The organism is Nocardioides pacificus, assembly GCF_054775955.1.
The window spans coordinates 375,392-393,269 of record NZ_BAAHCI010000015.1; the positions used below are offsets into that span (position 1 = coordinate 375,392).

The window sequence follows — 17,878 nt, forward strand, 5'->3', positions numbered from 1 at the left end:
CTACCACCCTTTCGCGACCAAGACGCGACCGGGCAGCAGCAGGTTGCATTGTGCCGCTGATTAGCGTGGGGGCACACGACTTTCACGAAGGAGACACCATGCACAAGGTCAAGGGCGTCGTCGCGCGCGCCAAGGGACAGCCGGTCAGCCTCGAGACGATCCTGGTCCCGGACCCGGGCCCGGGCGAGGCGCTGGTCAAGATCCAGGCCTGCGGGGTCTGCCACACCGACCTGCACTACCGCGAGGGCGGCATCAACGACGAGTTCCCGTTCCTGCTCGGCCACGAGGCCGCAGGCATCGTCGAGGCGGTCGGCGACGACGTCACCGACGTCGCGCCGGGCGACTTCGTCGTCCTCAACTGGCGCGCGGTATGCGGCGAGTGCCGGGCCTGCAAGCGCGGCGACCTGCAGTACTGCTTCAACACCCACAACGCCACCCAGAAGATGACCCTCGAGGACGGCACCGAGCTCTCCCCGGCGCTGGGCATCGGCGCGTTCGCGGAGAAGACCCTGGTCGCCGCCGGTCAGTGCACCAAGGTCGACCCCGAGGCCCGCCCCGCGGCCGTCGGCCTGCTCGGCTGCGGCGTGATGGCCGGCATCGGTGCGGCGATCAACACCGGCGCCGTCACCCGCGGCAAGTCCGTCGCCGTCATCGGCTGTGGCGGCGTCGGCGTGGCCGCGATCGCCGGCTCCGCGCTGGCCGGTGCGAGCCCGATCATCGCGGTGGACATCGACGCCAAGAAGCTCGAGAAGGCCAAGGCGATGGGCGCGACGCACACCGTCGACTCCTCGAAGGTCGACCCGGTCGAGGAGATCAAGCGGATCGCCGCGGAGACCTACGACGGTGCCGACGGCGCCGACGTCGTGATCGAGGCCGTTGGTCGTCCGGAGACCTGGAAGCAGGCGTTCTACGCCCGCGACCTCGCCGGCACCGTCGTCCTCGTGGGCGTCCCCACGCCCGACATGCAGATCCCCGAGATCCCGCTCATCGACGTGTTCGGTCGCGGCGGCTCGCTCAAGTCCAGCTGGTACGGCGACTGCCTGCCCAGCCGCGACTTCCCGATGCTCGTGGACCTCTACCAGCAGGGGCGCCTCGACCTCGACGGCTTCGTCACCGAGGAGATCGCGATCGACGGCGTCGAGGCGGCGTTCGAGCGGATGCACCACGGCGACGTGCTGCGCTCGGTGGTGATCCTCTGATGAGCGACCAGAGCACCGGCTCGCTGCGCGTCGACCACGCGGTCGTCTCTGGCACCTTCAGCCTCGACGGCGAGACCCACCAGGTCGACAACAACATCTGGGTGGTGGGCGACGACCGCGAGTGCGTGGTCATCGACGCGCCCCACGACGTCGAGGCGATCCTCGCGGTGGTGGGGGAGCGCAAGGTCCGCGCGATCGTGTGCACCCACGCGCACGACGACCACGTCCGCGTCGCGCCCGCGCTGCGCGAGCGCGTGGTCGCGCCGATCCTGCTGCACCCCGACGACCGGGTGCTGTGGGAGCTGACCCACACCGACGAGCTGTGGGACGTGGACATGGCCGACGGCCAGGACATCGAGGTGGCCGGCACCACGCTCCGGGTGCTGCACACGCCCGGCCACGCGCCGGGCGCGGTGTGCCTCTATGCCCCCGAGCTCGACTGCGTCTTCACCGGCGACACCCTCTTCCAGGGTGGGCCGGGTGCCACCGGGCGCAGCCACTCGGACCGGCCGACGCTGGAGTCCTCGATCCGGGCCAAGCTCTACGGCCTGCCCGAGGAGACGGTCGTCCACACCGGCCACGGCGACGACACCACGATCGGGGCGGAGAAGGCCCTCCTCGGCTGACGGGTGATGCGCTCCCGCACCGGACTCCTCCTCGCCTCGCTCCTGCTGCTCGCAGGCTGCTCGGCGACGCCGGGGGACGGTGCGGGAGAGCGCCCGACCACGGACGAGTCGGCGGTGACCGACACCGACGGGACCCGGTCGGCGCCGACCTCGCCCGCAGCGGCCCTCGGTCTGCGTGCCGGCTGGGGGCCGACCGCCGAGGAGCTCGACCGCGCCGCGCGCGACGTACGTCGCCTGCCGCTGCCGGCGCTCGCCGGCCAGCTGATCGTGGCGAGGTACGACGGCACACGCGCGCCGGTCGACCTGGTGCGCCGGCTCCATCTCGGCGGGGTCGTGGCGTTCGAGGAGAACGTCGCCTCCGCCGCCGCGATCCGCACCGCCAACCGGACGCTGCACAGCTCGGCGCGCTCGCGCGGCTGGCCGCTGTTCGTCGCTGTCGACCAGGAGGGCGGCCTGGTCGCTCGGCTGCGCCACGGCGTCACCCCGCTGCCGGCGTTCATGTCGACGGGGGCCGCCCGTGACGTCTCGCTCACCGCCGCGGCCCACGAGGTGCTCGGCCGGCAGCTGCGCGGCCTCGGCTTCACCGTCGACCTGGCCCCGGTCGCCGACGTGACGGTCGGCCCCCAGGACCCGACGATCGGCTCCCGCTCGGCCGGGTCCGACCCCGAGGTGGTGGCCCGCCAGGTGCTCGCCGGCGTCGAAGGACTGAGCGCCGGCGGCGTCGTGCCCGTCGCCAAGCACTTCCCCGGCCACGGCTCGGTGAGCGCCAACAGCCATCAGGTGCTCCCGGTCCAGCGTCGATCCCTGCGTCGGCTCGCCGCGGTCGACCTGGTGCCGTTCCGCCGACTCGTGGCCGCCGGCGCCTCGTCGGTGATGATCGCCCACCTGGACGTGCGCGCGGTCGACCCTGGAGTCCCGTCGTCGCTCTCGCGGCCGGTGATCACCGGGCTGCTGCGCGAGCGGCTGGGCTTCGACGGACTGGTCGTCACCGACGCCCTGGACATGGCCGGCGTCGCCGCCACTCACGACAGCGCCGCCGCCGCCGTGGCCGCGGTGCGCGCCGGCGCCGACGTCGTGCTGATGCCGCCCGATCCCGCCGCGGCCCGCGCGGGGCTGGTCCGTGCGGTGCGCAGTGGCCGTCTCACGCGGGGCCGTCTGCAGCAAGCGGCAGCCCGGCAGGTCGCGCTGCTGCGCCACCAGTCGGATCACCCGCCGGCGCCCGGTCGCGTGCCCGACGCCCGGGCGTCCGCGGCCCTGTCGCGGGCTGCCGTGACCCTCCTGCGCGGGCCCTGTCGGGGTCGGCTGGTGGGACGCACCATCACCCTCGTCGGCGACGCGGGGGCTCGGCCGGTGCTGGTCCGCGCGGCGCGGCGCGCCGGTCTGCGGGTGGGGCGGGGAGGCACGCGCGTCGACCTGCTGGGGTACGGCGACCGTCCCCGCGCGGGCAGCCACGTCGCGGTCGCGCTGGACACGCCGTACGTCCTGGCGCGGTCGAGCGCACGGGTCCGGCTGGCGACGTACGGCGTGACCGACGGCGCGATGCGGGCGCTGGTCGACGTGCTGACGGGGCGGATGCGGGCGATCGGCCGGCCGCCGGTGCGCGTCGCCGGCCTGCGGCCCCCGCGCTGCTGAGCCCTGGCGCACGCGCCCTGGCGCCACGCTCAATAGGGTCTTTCGGTCCCTAATCGGGGGGCCTGTCGGGCCCGGATTGTCCCGACCGGTGGGGGTCTTGCTGCCGTTCCAGGTGGGTCCCCATGGCCCTGAGAGCGGCCGCGAAACCCGTTTAGCGTTCAACTCATCACCGCAGGGACGTTGGGTTCCCTGCATCTCGCTAAGGAGAAACCCATGCGCTCCACCCTCGACAAGCTCATCTCGTGGACCGGCGTCCTGCTGGCCGTCGTCCTGATCGCCGCCGGCGGTCTGCTCACCTGGGCCAACGTCTTCATCGGCGACCAGGTGCACGACCAGCTGGCGATGCAGGACATCACGATGCCGGAGAAGGAGGCGCTGGAGACCGAGGAGCAGCACGAGGCTCTCGACCAGTACGCCGGCCAGCAGCTCACCACCGGTGACCAGGCCCGCGCCTTCGCCGACCACTACATCCTGGTCCACATGAACGCCTCCAGCGACGGTCGCACCTACGAAGAGGTCAGCGGCGAGTTCATGGCCCTCAAGGCCAACCCCGACGCCGACCCGGCCCAGGTCGAGGAGCTCGGCGCCCTGCGTCAGAGCCTGTTCATGGGCAACACGCTGCGCGGCCTGCTGCTCTACGGCTTCGCCTTCGCCACGATGGGCACCATCGCCGGCTACGCCGCGATCGCCGCCTTCGTCGGTGGCGCCGCCCTGCTGATCCTCGCCGGGCTCGGCATGTGGCACGCCAAGAAGGTCAAGAACGCCGACCTTCCCCCGGCTCGCCGGGCGGCCCCCGCCGGGGTCTGATCCAGCGGCAGCACCAGCAGCTCCAGCAACACACGAACGGCCGGGCGGTGAGCGATCACCGTCCGGCCGTTCGGCATCTCTCCTACAGGGGGCGCACGAGCAGCGCCACGCCCTTGCCGTCGAGCCGGGTCAGCACCAGCGTCGCCTCGTGGTCGCCCGCGAGCGCCAAGCGCTTGCGCAGCTGCTCGGGGACGATGTCGACGCCGCGCTTCTTGATCGTCAGCCGTCCCACGCCCCGCTCGCGCAGCGCCGCCTTGAGCGGCTTCTCGCGGTAGGGCAGCTCCTCGAGGACCTCGTAGCCCCGCGCGAACGGCGTGCGGAACGCATCGTCGCCGGTGACGTAGGCGATGTGCTCGTCGAGCAGCCCGCCGCCGACGAGCGCGGCCACCGCTGTGACCAGGCCCGCACGGATCACCGCCCCGTCCGGCTCGTAGAGGTAGCGGCCCAGCTCCCGCACCGGCCGGTCGTGACCCTGGAACGGGTCGTCCTCCTCGGTCAGCGTGGCCAGCCCGCCGTCGCCGATCACGGTCGCGCGCCGCGCGGCGGTGGCGAGGTACGGCGACCACAGTGCGGCCTCCTTCACGTCGCCGGCGTCGCTGACCCACTCCGCCTCGACGCCGTCGGGGACCAGCTCGTGGGGGATCCCGGGGGCGACCTTGACCACGGAGCGCCGCGCGAGCAGCGAGGTCACGAACGACCAGGGCGGGGTCCAGCCCTCGACGTCGAAGACCCGGCCCCGGGCCGAGCGGCGCGCCGGGTCGGCGAAGGCCACGCCGAACGCCTCGGTGTCGACGGCGGTGACGTCGGCCACCATCACCGCGCCCTCGAGTCCGAGCGCGGCGAGGTTGGCCTCGGCCACCGCCACGCGGACCGGGTCCTGGTCGATCCCCGCGGCGGTCAGGCCCGCCTCGCAGAACGCGATCAGGTCGCCGCCGATCCCGCAGCCCAGGTCGATGACCGAGGACGGGGCGGCCGCGGCGATCCGGGCGGCGCGGTGCTGGGCGACCCGGTGCCGGGTGGCCTGCTCGAGCGCGTCGGGGGTGAAGTACATCCGCACCGCCCGCTCGCCGAACTTCGCCACGGCGCGGGCGCGCAGCTGGACCTGGGTGAGCGCCGCCGCGGCGTGGGCCGGGTTGGCCTCGAGGCGTCGTACGGCGGAGGCGGAGCGGACGGGGTCGCCCAGCGCGTCGGCATAGGCATGCGTGGCCTGCTCCAGGACCCGCTGTCCGGGGTCGGTGAGCAGCCAGCGGAAGTCGTCGAGGTCCACGCGGGGATCCTGTCACGGGCTACTGGACTGGAGGTGTTCTGGCACTCCGTTGGGTCGAGTGCTAACGTCTGTTCTGGCACTCTCACCATGAGGGTGCCAGTGCTTGCAACGTGGTGCGACCCCCGCGACGGCGTACCTCCGAGCAGGCTCAACACGTGCCGGGAGCGGTCTCGATTGAAGAGCGCTCCCACTTTCGAGTCAGACCTAGTGGAGAAAGTGGAGGTCGACATCGTGTCGGTCAACATCAAGCCTCTCGAGGACCGCATCGTCGTCAAGCCCCTCGACGCCGAGCAGACCACGGCTTCCGGCCTGGTCATCCCCGACACCGCCAAGGAGAAGCCCCAGGAGGGCGAGGTCGTGGCCGTTGGCCCCGGCCGCTTCAACGAGGACGGCGACGAGCGCATCCCCATGGACATCTCCGTGGGCGACAAGGTCATCTACAGCAAGTACGGCGGCACCGAGGTCAAGTACGCCGGCGAGGAGTTCCTCATCCTCTCCGGGCGCGACGTCCTCGCCATCGTTTCCTGATTTTCCCTGGGTCGTGTGCCTGAGGACGTGCTGACGCGCGGCCTCGGGCACACGGCCCGATCGCTTTCACGAGGAGAGCCATGCCCAAGATCCTGGAGTTCGACGAGAACGCCCGCCGCGCGCTCGAGCGCGGCGTCGACGCTCTCGCCAACGCCGTCAAGGTGACGCTCGGCCCGAAGGGCCGCTACGTCGTCCTCGACAAGAAGTGGGGCGCCCCGACCATCACCAACGACGGTGTGACCGTCGCTCGTGAGATCGAGCTGGACGACCCGTTCGAGAACCTCGGTGCACAGCTGTGCAAGGAGGTCGCCACCAAGACCAACGACATCGCCGGTGACGGTACGACGACCGCGACGGTCCTCGCCCAGGCGATGGTGCACGAGGGCCTGCGCGCCGTGGCCGCCGGCGTCAACCCGATGGGCCTCAAGCGCGGCATGGACGCCGCGGCCGAGGCCGTCGGCGACGCGCTGCGCGACGCCGCCCGCGAGGTCGAGTCCAAGGAGGACATGGCCTCGGTCGCCACGATCTCCTCGCGCGACAGCGTGATCGGCGAGCTGCTCGCCGAGGCGTTCGACAAGGTCGGCAAGGACGGCGTGATCACCGTCGAGGAGTCCAACACCATGGGCACCGAGCTGGAGTTCACCGAGGGGATGCAGTTCGACAAGGGCTACATCTCGCAGTACTTCGTCACCGACCCCGAGCGGATGGAGGCCGTCCTCGACGACCCCTACATCCTGCTGCACCAGGGCAAGATCTCGGCCGTCGCCGAGATCCTCCCGCTGCTGGAGAAGGTCATCCAGTCCGGCAAGCCGCTCTTCATCCTCGCCGAGGACGTCGAGGGCGAGGCCCTGTCGACGCTGGTGGTCAACAAGATCCGCGGCACGTTCAACGCCGTCGCCGTCAAGGCTCCCGCCTTCGGTGACCGCCGCAAGGCGATGATGCAGGACATCGCCACCCTCACCGGTGGCCAGGTCATCGCCCCCGAGGTCGGGCTCAAGCTCGACCAGGTCGGTCTCGAGGTGCTGGGCAAGGCCCGTCGCGTCGTGATCACCAAGGACAACACCACGATCGTCGACGGCGCCGGTGACGCCGCCGAGGTCGAGGGTCGCGTCAACCAGATCAAGGCCGAGATCGAGAACACCGACTCCGACTGGGACCGTGAGAAGCTCCAGGAGCGCCTCGCGAAGCTGGCCGGCGGTGTCTGCGTGATCAAGGTCGGCGCCGCCACCGAGGTGGAGCTGAAGGAGAAGAAGCACCGCATCGAGGACGCCGTCTCCGCGACGCGCGCCGCGATCGAGGAGGGCATCGTCGCCGGTGGCGGCTCCGCCCTCATCCACGCGGTCAAGGTCCTCGAGGACAACCTCGGCCTCACCGGCGACGAGGCGGCCGGCGTGCGCGTCGTACGCAAGGCTGCCGACGAGCCGCTGCGCTGGATCGCCGAGAACGGTGGCGAGAACGGCTACGTCGTGACCACCAAGGTCCGCGAGCTCGGCATCGGCAACGGCTACAACGCCGCCACCGGTGAGTACGGCGACCTCGTCGCGCAGGGCGTCCTGGACCCGGTCAAGGTCACCCGCTCGGCGCTGGTCAACGCGACCTCGATCGCCGCCATGCTCCTCACGACCGAGACCCTGGTCGTCGAGAAGCCCGAGGAAGAGGACGACGCCCCGGCCGCTGGCCACGGGCACGGCCACGGCCACTGATCCGCACCTCGCACTGAGCACCACCAGCACTCCCCGGCCGGGTATCGGCCGGGGAGTGCTGCATTTCGGTCGGCGTGCGGCGGCGGGGAGCAACGGCCGCCGTTTGGTCCCCAACGGAAGCGAAAAGCGTCCTGGACCTGTCGTCTCTGACCAATCGGCGACCCTCACTACCCCCGACCGGCCCGCCGCCCGCCCGCGGCGCGCCGTACGTCGCTGCGGACCTCGCCGATTGGGCAGAGACGACATGTCTCCGCCTGAAAATGCCGCCGTTGGGGACCAAACGGCGGCCCTCCCGGCGCCTGCCCCAGCCGTACGGCGAACAGCGGTGTGCGCACGCTCACGCCACCCGTCACGCCGCTGAAACACGGGGGACCCGGGTCGGCAACGCCACGGGCGGAGGCTGGGCGCCTGTCGTCGGTGGAGGGGAAAGGGACACGATGCTCTGGAGAGTCCGTACGAACATGCCCGACCGGCCCGGGGCCCTGGCGGTGCTGGCCCGCAGCTGCGGGGACGCGGGCGTCAACATCCTGGGACTGCAGATCTTCCCTGGCGTGGGGTCGGTGACCGACGAGCTGGTGCTCCGCACGCCCGACGACTGGGGGATCGCGGACCTGACCGGCCTGGTCGAGGGATCGGGGGCCACCATGGTGCAGGTCCTGGCGTGCACCGAGGCGGCGCTGGTCGACCAGCCTGCGCGCTACGTGCAGGCAGCTCGCACGATCCTGGCCAACCCCGCGGGCTTCCCCGAGGTGGTGGCGCAGCTCTTCGACGCCGAGGCCGACCCGGCCGGGCCGGACGCCCCGGTCCAGGACGTGATGGACCTGACCGTCGGCGACATCCAGGTCCAGGTCCGGCGGACGGCCCCGTTCACCGCGACCGAGCACGCCCGTGGCGCGGCGATGGCCGACCTGGTCACCGACGTGCTGCACCGCAGTCGGGAGGCCGCGATGGTCCCCAACCTGACCCGGCGGCTCGGCACCGGCGCCACTGCGTCGTACGACGTGGTGGGCGACACCGTCTCCGCGATCGTCGAGCAGGCCGTCGTGGGGATGGCGCAGGTGCAGGCCGAGAAGGACGAGCCCGGTGTGCGCGAGGTCAGCCTGCGCGTGGACCCCGCCTGGCAGCGCCGCGGGATCGGGACCCGGCTCCTCACCGACGCCGCCCGGCTGGCCTGTGCCCAGGGCGCCTCGGAGATCGTGCTGGCGACCCGCGCGGACAACCAGGCGGTGCTGCCGATGGTGCTCGCGGCGGGCCTGCGCGGCCGGATCCGGATGGCCGCCGACGTGCTGACCGTCCGCGTGCCGGTCCGCGACCTCAAGCCGTTGGGGCTCTGAGCCCGGGCGCCGATAGACTGGGGGCTTCCGCCACACGAAAGGCTCGTGCCACCTTGACCTCTGCTCCCGCTGGCGCAACCGACGGTGTCCCCGAGAAGTTCGCGGCGCTCGGCCTGACCTACGACGACGTCCTGCTGCTGCCCGGTGAGTCCGACCTGGCGCCCTCCGAGATCGACACCACCTCGCGGCTCACCCGCGAGATCAGCCTGAAGGTGCCGCTGGTCTCCGCCGCGATGGACACCGTGACCGAGTCCCGGATGGCCATCGCGATGGCCCGCCAGGGCGGCCTGGGGGTGCTGCACCGCAACCTCTCGATCGAGGACCAGGCCTACCAGGTGGACCTGGTCAAGCGGACCCAGACCGGGATCATCTCCAACCCGATCACCATCGGCCCCGACGCGACGCTGGAGGAGCTCGACAAGATCTGCGGCGAGTTCCGGGTCTCCGGGCTGCCGGTCGTCGACGCGGGCCAGCGCCTGCTCGGCATCATCACCAACCGCGACCTGCGCTTCACGCCCGTCGCGGAGTGGGCGACCACCAAGGTCGCCGAGGTGATGACCAGCGAGGGCCTGGTCACCGGCCCGATCGGGATCTCGCGCGACGACGCGACCCTGCTGCTGCGCCGCCACAAGAAGGAGCGGCTGCCGCTGGTCGACGACCAGGGTCGCCTCGCCGGACTGATCACGGTCAAGGACTTCGTGAAGTCCGAGCAGTTCCCGCACGCCAGCAACGACGCGGACGGCCGGCTGATGGTCGGCGCCGCGATCGGCTACTTCGGCGACGCCTGGGAGCGGGCCACCCGCCTGATCGAGGCCGGCGCCGACGTGCTGGTCGCCGACACCGCCCACGGCCACGTCCGGATGCTGCTCGACATGGTCCGGCGCCTCAAGACCGACCCGGCCACCCGCCACGTGCAGGTGATCGGCGGCAACGTCGCCACCCGCGCCGGCGCCCAGGCGTTCGTCGACGCGGGCGTGGACGCCGTCAAGGTCGGCGTCGGACCCGGCTCGATCTGTACGACGCGCGTGGTCACCGGCGTGGGCGCCCCCCAGGTCACGGCCGTCTACGAGGCGTCGCTGGCCTGCAAGCCGGCCGGCGTCCCGGTCATCGCCGACGGCGGCATGAAGCACTCCGGTGAGATCGCGAAGGCCCTGGTCGCCGGGGCCGACGCGGTGATGCTGGGCTCGATGCTCGCCGGCTGCGACGAGTCGCCGGGCGAGCTGGTCTTCGTCAACGGCAAGCAGTTCAAGGCCTACCGCGGCATGGGCTCGCTCGGCGCGATGTCGAGCCGGAGCAAGAAGTCCTACTCCAAGGACCGCTACTTCCAGGCCGAGGTCGTCAGCGACGACAAGATCATCCCCGAGGGCATCGAGGGCCAGGTCGCCTACCGCGGCCAGCTCGGCGCCGTCGCCCACCAGCTCGTGGGTGGGCTGACGCAGTCGATGTTCTACGTCGGTGCGCGCACCGTGCCGGAGCTGCAGGAGAAGGGCCGCTTCGTGCGCATCACCGCGGCCTCGCTCAAGGAGAGCCACCCCCACGACGTGCAGATGACCGTCGAGTCGCCCAACTACCACGGAATCTGAGTCTCGACAGGCTCGACCACCGAGTCTCGACAGGCTCGACCACCGAGTCTCGACAGGCTCGACCACCGAAGGAATCACATGACCGACATCGAGATCGGCCGGGCCAAGCGCGGCCGGCGCGCCTACTCCTTCGACGACATCGCGATCGTCCCCTCGCGGCGTACCCGTGACCCCGAGGAGGTGAGCATCGCCTGGCAGATCGACGCCTACCGCTTCGACCTGCCGATCATGGCCGCGCCGATGGACTCGGTGATGTCGCCGGAGACCGCGATCGCCTTCGGTGAGTACGGCGGGCTCGGCGTGCTCAACCTCGAGGGGCTGTGGACGCGCTACGAGGACCCGCTGCCGCTGCTCGAGGAGGTCTCGGGCCTGCGCGGCATCGACGCCACCCGCCGGATGCAGCAGATGTATGCCGAGCCGATCAAGGCCGAGCTGATCACCGCCCGCCTCCAGCAGATCCGCGACGCCGGCGTGACGGTGGCCGGCGCGCTCTCCCCGCAGCACACCAAGGAGTTCGCCAAGACCGTCGTCGACGCGGGCGTCGACATGTTCGTGATCCGCGGGACCACGGTCTCGGCCGAGCACGTCTCCTCGCAGGCCGAGCCGCTGAACCTCAAGGAGTTCATCTACGAGCTCGACGTCCCGGTCATCGTCGGGGGCTGCGCGACCTACCAGGCGGCGCTGCACCTGATGCGCACCGGTGCCGCGGGCGTGCTCGTCGGCTTCGGCGGGGGAGCGGCCCACACCACCCGCACCGTGCTCGGCGTGGCCGTCCCGATGGCCTCGGCCGTCGCCGACGTCGCGGCCGCGCGCCGCGACTACCTCGACGAGTCCGGCGGGCGCTACGTCCACGTCATCGCCGACGGCTCGATCGGCCGCTCCGGCGACCTGACCAAGGCCGTCGCCTGCGGCGCCGACGCGGTGATGGTCGGCTCGCCGTTCGCGCGCGCGACCGACGCGCCCGGTCGCAGCTTCCACTGGGGCGCCGAGGCCTGGCACAGCGAGCTGCCGCGCGGCGAGCGCGTCGAGTTCGAGCCGGTCGGCACCCTGCAGGAGATCCTCTTCGGTCCCTCTCGCACGGCCGACGGCACGATGAACCTCGTCGGCGCGCTCAAGCGGGCGATGGCCACCACCGGCTACACCGACCTCAAGGAGTTCCAGCGCATCGAGGTCGTCGTCGGGTGACCCGGCTGGGGCCGCTGCGGGTCGCGGCCGGGCAGGCCGTCTCGGTCGCGGGCGACGTCGCGCGCAACATAGCGACGGCCGCCCGGCTGACCGAACTCGCCGGTGGCCAGGGCGTGCGCCTGCTGGTGCTGCCCGAGGCGTTCCTCACCGGCTACGACGTCGAGGCGTTCGCGGGTCGGGTGCCCGGTGACGACGAGCTCGGCGGCGCCTGGCTCGACCCGCTGCGCTCGGCCGCCGGCGCTGCGGACTGCGTCGTGGTGGTGAGTACGGCGCTGCAGCGAACCGGTGGCCACCGCACCCTCGCCCAGCTGGTCGTCCGCCCCGACGGCGCCGTCACCGCGCCGTACGACAAGCAGCACCTCGACGCCCTCGAGCGCGACTTCTTCGTCCCCGGCGGCCACGGCGCCTCGATCACCGTCGACGGCGTCGAGCTGGGCTTGAGCGTCTGCTACGACGGCTGCTTCCCCGAGCACGCCCGGGCCGCGGCCGACGACGGCGCGCTGGGCTACCTCAACTCCGCGGCGTACTTCCCCGGCGGAGCGCACCGCCGCGACCTCTACTACCCCGCCCGGGCCCTGGAGAACGGGATGTACGTCGTGTTCTCCGGGCTGACCGGGCGCTGCGGGTCCGCGGAGTTCATCGGCGGCTCCGCGGTCTACGACCCCGAGGGCCGGCCGCTGGCCCGGCTCGGCGGGGAGGAGGGGCTGGCGATCGCCGACCTCGACCCGGCGGAGGTGGCCTCGACGCGGGCGACCCACTCGATGCACCACGATCACCGCACCGATCTCGGCCCCCGCGTGCGCGGCTGAGCGATGTCGGCGGGGCGCTCAGCGCTCCAGCAGCCCGGGTGTCGCACCCAGCCCGTCGACCGCGGCCCGCACCTCGCGCCGCGCCTCGCGGAGTCGCGCCGTGTCGCCGGCGTCGCTCGCCAGCATCCGCACCACCCGCAGGATCCGGATCGGACGTCCCGCGGCGTAGTGGCTCCACATGGTCGGCAGGTACTCCGCCCGCGTCACCCGGAAGCCGTCCACGCGCTCGGTGAACGTGAACCGGACCGTGATGCCCTCGTATGTGCGCGGCCGCGAGGTCTCCTGCTGGGCCACCATGTTGCCCATGCCGTAGACGACCCACTTCCCGTTGACCCTCGTGATCGGCTGGACGACGTGCGCGTGATCACCGACGACCAGGTCGACGTGGGGCGACGCCGTCAGCCGCCGGACCCGGGCGATCTGCTCGGCGTTGGGGAGCGGGGAGTACTCGTCGCCGGCGTGCAGCTTGACCACCACCACGTCGGCGCCAGCTCGGCGCGCCCGCCGAGCCTGGGCGAGGAGCTGGTCGGTGTCCCACGACGACACCGCCCACTGCTTGTCGTCGGGCAGCGTGAAGCCGTTGAGCCCGTAGGTGCCGGCGACGAGCCCGACCCGCACGCCGTCGTCGGTCGTCACGATGACCGGCCGACGCCGCTCGGCGGGGCTCCGGAAGGTGCCGACGTGCCGCACTCCCGCAGCGCCGAGGAGGTCCGCGGTGCGCACCAGCCCGTCGTACCCCTGGTCGATGCTGTGGTTCGAGGCGGTGACGCACGCGTCCCAGCCCATCGTGGCGATCCAGCCGGCGATCTCGGGAGGTGCGGCGAAGACCGGATAGCTGCGCCAGGGCTCGCCGGGGCCGGCGAACGGCACCTCCTCGTGGCAGACCGCGACGTCGGCTCCGGCGACCACCGGACGCAGCGCGCCGAACATCGGGTCCAGGTCGAGGCGGCGACCGCGTCCGGTGCGCCGGTGGTCCTCGGCGGCGCTCATCCAGACGGTGTCGTGCCACAGCAGGTCGCCGCTCAGCACGATGCTCGCCGATCTCGCGCGAGCAGCAGCGGGGGCGGGCGTGGGCCGCGGGGTGTGCGAGAGCCGAGGCGTGGAGTCCGCCTGCGGGTCGACGACCACCACGCGGCCGGCACCCTTCGTCCCGTCCGCCCCCTGCGGTGCCGGCACGTGGCCCACACTCAGCGCGCCGGCCAGCACTGCCACCAGGCCGATGGTGGCCGCGCCCCGGCGTGCTCGTGCGCTCACACCTATGAGACGGCGCGAAGGGTCGCCCGGTTGTCTGATCCGGTGGCTGGTGCGTCACAGTCGAGCGTTGACACTAGAACGTGTTCTATCCGATGCTGAGGCGGTGCCTGAGACGCAGGTCACATCCGGAGCAAGGGATGCGTGCATGACGCAGACGCCACCACCCGCCGATATGAAGCTGCGCCGCAGCGCCCGCGACGCCGAGGCGGTGCCCGGTCTCCTCGCCGACTGGCTCGCGACGCTGCTGCCCCCGGGCGCCGACCCGGCCGTGCGGATCGGGGACGGGATCGACGCCAACGGCATGTCGAGCGAGACCCTGGTCGTCGACGTCGACTGGACCGAGACCGATGAGGCGGGCGGCAGGGAGCGTCGTACCCACGGCTTCGTCGCCCGCGTCGCCCCGCGCCAGGAGGACTACCCGGTCTTCGCCAGCTATCGCCTCGACCACCAGTACGACGCGATGCGGCTCGCGGGGGAGCTCACCGAGGTCCCCGTGCCCCGCGTGCGCTGGCTGGAGCCGACCGGCGACGTGCTCGGCACGCCGTTCTTCCTGATGGACCGCGTGGACGGTGTCGTCCCACCCGACGTGCTGCCCTACAACTTCGGTGACAACTGGCTCTTCGACGCCGGCGAGGAGCGCCAGCGCCAGGTCCAGGACGCCACCGTGGCCGTGGTCGCACAGCTGCACGCGATCCCCGACGCCGCGACGACCTTCGCCTTCCTCGACCCCGACCAGCCCGGGGAGACGCCGCTGCACCGGCACGTGGCGCGGACCCGGGAGTGGTACGAGTTCGCCGCCCGCGACATCGGTCCCTCGCCGCTCGTGGAGCGCGGCCTGGCGTGGCTGCTGCGCAACTGGCCCGAGGACCGCGGGGACACCGTGCTGTGCTGGGGCGACTCGCGGATCGGCAACGTGCTCTACGACGACTTCACCCCGGTGGGCGTGCTCGACTGGGAGCTGGCGGCGATCGGCCCGCGTGAGCTCGACCTGGGCTGGATGGTCTTCTGCCACCAGGTCTTCGAGCACATCACCGGGATGCTGGAGATGCCGGGCATGCCGCACTTCCTGCGCGAGGAGGACGTGCGCGCGACGTACACCGACCTCACCGGCGTCGAGACCGGCGATCTCACCTGGTTCCACGTCTACGCCGCCGTGCAGTGGGGCGTGGTGTTCATGCGCACAGGGGCCCGGCAGGTGCACTTCGGGGAGATCGAGATGCCCGACGAGGTCGACGCGCTCTTCCACCACCGCGGGCTGCTCGAGCGCCTGCTCGACGAGGCAGGTGAGCAGTGATGGTCGGACCGCTGGATGAATACCCGCTGCACCAGGCGCCGCTGCCGATGGCCTGGCCGGCCAGCAGCGACCGCAACTTCTACGACCGCTGCTACTTCAACGCCCACGACCGCAGCGGGGACCTGTTCCTGATCACGGGCCTGGGCTACTACCCCAACCTCGGCACCAAGGACGCCTTCCTGCTCCTGAACCGGGGCGGGAAGCAGACCGCCCTGCACTTCGGCGACCTGATCGACGGCGACCGGCTCAACCAGCACGTCGGCGGCTATCGCCTCGAGGTCGCCGAGCCCCTGCAGCGGCTGCGGATCACGGTCGAGGAGACCGAGGGCATCGCCGCCGACCTGACCTGGGAGGGATCCTTCCCGGTCATCCAGGAGCAGCCGCACGTGCTGCGCTCCGGGGCGCGGGTGACGCTCGACGCGCAGCGCTTCGCCCAGGTCGGCACCTGGTCGGGCCACGTCGACGTCGACGGGGAGCGCATCGACGTGACGCCCGACCGCTGGGTCGGCACCCGCGACCGGTCCTGGGGGATCCGGCCGGTCGGGGAGAGCGAGCCCGCGGGCGCGCCGGCCGATCCGCCGTTCGACGGCATGTGGTGGCTCTACGTGCCGATGCGCTTCGACGACTTCGCGGTGGTGCTGATCCTCCAGGAGGACCCGTCGGGCTACCGCACGCTCAACGACTGCCACCGCGTCCACGCCGATGGCCGCATCGAGCAGCTCGGCTGGCCGCGGGTGCAGGTGCACTACACCTCCGGCACCCGGATGCCGACCGGCGCGACCATCACCTGCACCACGCCGGCGGGCGAGACCCTCGAGCTCGAGGTCTCCGCGCTGCTGGCCGCCCCGCTGCACGTCGGCGGTGGCTACGGCGGCGACCCCGACTGGCTGCACGGCATGTGGAAGGGCGAGAAGCACGTCGAGCGGGTGACCTACGACATGACCGACGAGGCCGTCGTCGGGCGGCTGATGTTCGGCTGCATCGACCACGTCGGGCGCGCCCTGCTGCACGAGGGCGGACGCACGGTCGAGGGCTGGGGGCTGATGGAGCACTTCGCCATCGGGCGCCACGACCCCAGCGGCTTCACCGACTGGTTCACGACCGCCCCCTGACGCGCCGTACCCCCCTGACCGCATCCTGAGGAAGGCACTGCCTTGAGCTTCGACCGCGACACCTTCTACATCGACGGCGCGTGGGTCGCCCCGTCGACCGGCGCGACCCTCGAGGTCGTCTCGCCGCACACCGAGCAGGTCGTCGCGCGGGTGCCCGCCGGCGCTCCGGCCGACGTCGACCGGGCGGTTGCGGCCGCGCGGCGCGCCTTCGACGAGGGCCCGTGGCCCCGGCTGGCGCCGGAGGAGCGGATCGAGGTGATGCAGCGCTTCTCGAACCTCTACGCCGCGCGGCTGGCCGAGATGGCCGACCTGATCACGCTCGAGATGGGCTCGCCCACGTCGTTCGCCAACCTCGCGCAGTCGCCCGCCCCGTGGATGATGCTCGAGACCTTCATCGGCATCGCCCGCGACTTCCCCTGGGAGGAGACCCGCGCCGGCGCCCTCGGCGGCGACGTGATCGTACGGCGCGAGCCGGTCGGCGTGGTGGCGGCGATCCCGCCGTGGAACGTCCCGCAGTTCACCACGATGTCCAAGGTGGCCCCGGCGCTGCTGGCCGGCTGCACGGTGGTGGTGAAGCCGGCTCCGGAGTCGCCGCTCGACACCTACCTGATGGCCGAGCTGCTCCACGAGGCGGGAGTGCCCGCAGGCGTCGTCAACTTCGTGGCCGCCGGCCGCGAGGTGGGGGAGCACCTGGTCGCGCACCCCGGCATCGACAAGGTCGCGTTCACCGGCTCGACGGCGGCGGGGCGCAGCATCGCGTCGGTGTGTGGCCAGCAGCTCAAGCGGGTCAGCCTCGAGCTCGGTGGCAAGTCGGCCGCGATCGTCCTCGACGACGCCGACCTCGCCGCGACGATGGAGGGGCTGAAGTTCACCGCGCTGATGAACAGCGGCCAGGCCTGCGTCGCCCAGACCCGGATCCTGGCCAGTCGCCGCAACTACGCGGCGGTGGTGGACGCACTCGCCGAGACCGTGTCCGGGATGGTCGTCGGCGACCCGACCGACCCGGCCACCGAGGTGGGCCCGATGGTCGCACAGCGCCAGCAGGAGCGGGTCGAGAAGTACGTCGCGCTCGGCCAGGAGGAGGGGGCCCGCCTGGTCGTCGGCGGCAACGGCATGCCCGACGGGCTGGACCGCGGCTGGTATGTCCGGCCCACGGTCTTCGCCGACGTCGACAACGGGATGCGGATCGCCCAGGAGGAGATCTTCGGGCCGGTGCTCTCGGTGATCGCCTACGACGACGTGGACGACGCGGTCCGGATCGCCAACGACTCCGACTACGGGCTCGCCGGGACCGTGTGGACCGGGGACCAGGCCGCCGGCCTCGACGTGGCGCGCCGGGTGCGAGCCGGGACCTACGGCGTGAACACCTACACGATGGACTTCGCCGCGCCCTTCGGCGGGCACAAGGCCTCCGGCATCGGGCGGGAGTTCGGGCCGGAGGGGCTGGCGACGTACACCGAGCTCAAGACGATCTATCCGGCGGCGCCGGCGATGTAGGCCCGCGGCGGCGGCGCCCCTAGAGCGAAACGGCTTTACAAGTCCAGA

Annotated in this window: 15 protein-coding genes; 13 read left to right on the plus strand and 2 right to left on the minus strand. The window is 72.0% G+C overall.

Translation table 11 applies throughout. The annotated features are described in order from the left end of the window. Positions 1 to 98: 98 nt before the first annotated feature. The 4 genes from ACYU7L_RS20350 (at position 99) to ACYU7L_RS20365 (ending at position 4,264) form a co-directional block, all read left to right on the plus strand. Entirely contained in the window at positions 99 to 1,199 is a 1,101-nt protein-coding gene (locus ACYU7L_RS20350; protein WP_460800389.1) for an S-(hydroxymethyl)mycothiol dehydrogenase, read from the plus strand. Then, complete coding sequence (locus ACYU7L_RS20355; RefSeq protein WP_460800390.1) at positions 1,199 to 1,825, plus strand: MBL fold metallo-hydrolase; 627 nt, start codon at positions 1,199 to 1,201, stop codon at positions 1,823 to 1,825. The genes ACYU7L_RS20350 and ACYU7L_RS20355 overlap by 1 nt, the downstream gene beginning before the upstream one ends. 6 nt (positions 1,826 to 1,831) lie before the next feature. Next, positions 1,832 to 3,457 (plus strand): glycoside hydrolase family 3 protein, encoded by a 1,626-nt coding sequence (locus ACYU7L_RS20360; RefSeq protein ID WP_460800391.1) that lies wholly within the window; start codon positions 1,832 to 1,834, stop codon positions 3,455 to 3,457. Between the two features lie 213 nt (positions 3,458 to 3,670). Then, complete coding sequence (locus ACYU7L_RS20365; RefSeq protein WP_460800393.1) at positions 3,671 to 4,264, plus strand: hypothetical protein; 594 nt, start codon at positions 3,671 to 3,673, stop codon at positions 4,262 to 4,264. 82 nt (positions 4,265 to 4,346) lie between these two features. Here the strand turns inward: ACYU7L_RS20365 and ACYU7L_RS20370 are convergent, their stop codons facing one another. Next, positions 4,347 to 5,531: a class I SAM-dependent methyltransferase gene (locus tag ACYU7L_RS20370; protein ID WP_460800394.1), complete on the minus strand. Its 1,185-nt coding sequence runs from the start codon at positions 5,529 to 5,531 to the stop codon at positions 4,347 to 4,349. A gap of 231 nt (positions 5,532 to 5,762) precedes the next feature. Here ACYU7L_RS20370 and groES point away from each other — a divergent pair, with 231 nt between their 5' ends. The 6 genes from groES to ACYU7L_RS20400 all read left to right on the plus strand — a co-directional run bounded on the left by groES (position 5,763) and on the right by ACYU7L_RS20400 (position 12,673). Beyond that, complete coding sequence (groES, locus tag ACYU7L_RS20375; protein WP_460801730.1) at positions 5,763 to 6,059, plus strand: co-chaperone GroES; 297 nt, start codon at positions 5,763 to 5,765, stop codon at positions 6,057 to 6,059. Between the two features lie 80 nt (positions 6,060 to 6,139). After that, positions 6,140 to 7,762 carry a chaperonin GroEL gene (gene groL / locus ACYU7L_RS20380; protein ID WP_460800396.1) on the plus strand — a complete coding sequence of 541 codons (1,623 nt, stop codon included), beginning with the start codon at positions 6,140 to 6,142 and terminating at the stop codon, positions 7,760 to 7,762. Between the two features lie 461 nt (positions 7,763 to 8,223). Further along, positions 8,224 to 9,096 carry a GNAT family N-acetyltransferase gene (locus ACYU7L_RS20385; protein WP_460800398.1) on the plus strand — a complete coding sequence of 291 codons (873 nt, stop codon included), beginning with the start codon at positions 8,224 to 8,226 and terminating at the stop codon, positions 9,094 to 9,096. Between the two features lie 53 nt (positions 9,097 to 9,149). After that, entirely contained in the window at positions 9,150 to 10,679 is a 1,530-nt protein-coding gene (guaB, locus tag ACYU7L_RS20390; protein WP_460800400.1) for an IMP dehydrogenase, read from the plus strand. Between the two features lie 78 nt (positions 10,680 to 10,757). After that, the gene (locus tag ACYU7L_RS20395) at positions 10,758 to 11,864 is read left to right on the plus strand and encodes a GuaB3 family IMP dehydrogenase-related protein (protein ID WP_460800401.1); all 1,107 of its coding nucleotides are present in this window, start codon (positions 10,758 to 10,760) and stop codon (positions 11,862 to 11,864) included. Further along, a complete protein-coding gene (locus tag ACYU7L_RS20400; RefSeq protein ID WP_460800403.1) occupies positions 11,861 to 12,673 on the plus strand; it encodes a carbon-nitrogen hydrolase family protein in 813 nt (270 codons plus the stop codon). Before ACYU7L_RS20395 ends, ACYU7L_RS20400 begins: the two co-directional genes overlap by 4 nt. Before the next feature lie 18 nt (positions 12,674 to 12,691). Here the strand turns inward: ACYU7L_RS20400 and ACYU7L_RS20405 are convergent, their stop codons facing one another. Then, positions 12,692 to 13,927, minus strand: coding sequence for a CapA family protein (locus tag ACYU7L_RS20405; RefSeq protein WP_460800405.1), 1,236 nt, complete (start codon positions 13,925 to 13,927; stop codon positions 12,692 to 12,694). Between the two features lie 145 nt (positions 13,928 to 14,072). Here ACYU7L_RS20405 and ACYU7L_RS20410 point away from each other — a divergent pair, with 145 nt between their 5' ends. Genes ACYU7L_RS20410 through ACYU7L_RS20420 form a run of 3 tightly spaced genes read left to right on the plus strand, consistent with a single transcriptional unit; the run spans position 14,073 to position 17,830 of the window. Beyond that, positions 14,073 to 15,221, plus strand: coding sequence for a phosphotransferase family protein (locus ACYU7L_RS20410; protein WP_460800407.1), 1,149 nt, complete (start codon positions 14,073 to 14,075; stop codon positions 15,219 to 15,221). Further along, positions 15,221 to 16,333, plus strand: coding sequence for a hypothetical protein (locus ACYU7L_RS20415; RefSeq protein ID WP_460800410.1), 1,113 nt, complete (start codon positions 15,221 to 15,223; stop codon positions 16,331 to 16,333). The genes ACYU7L_RS20410 and ACYU7L_RS20415 overlap by 1 nt, the downstream gene beginning before the upstream one ends. 42 nt (positions 16,334 to 16,375) lie before the next feature. Next, positions 16,376 to 17,830, plus strand: a complete 1,455-nt coding sequence (locus ACYU7L_RS20420) for an aldehyde dehydrogenase (RefSeq protein ID WP_460800412.1) — start codon at positions 16,376 to 16,378, stop codon at positions 17,828 to 17,830. The last annotated feature ends 48 nt before the right edge of the window (positions 17,831 to 17,878 follow it).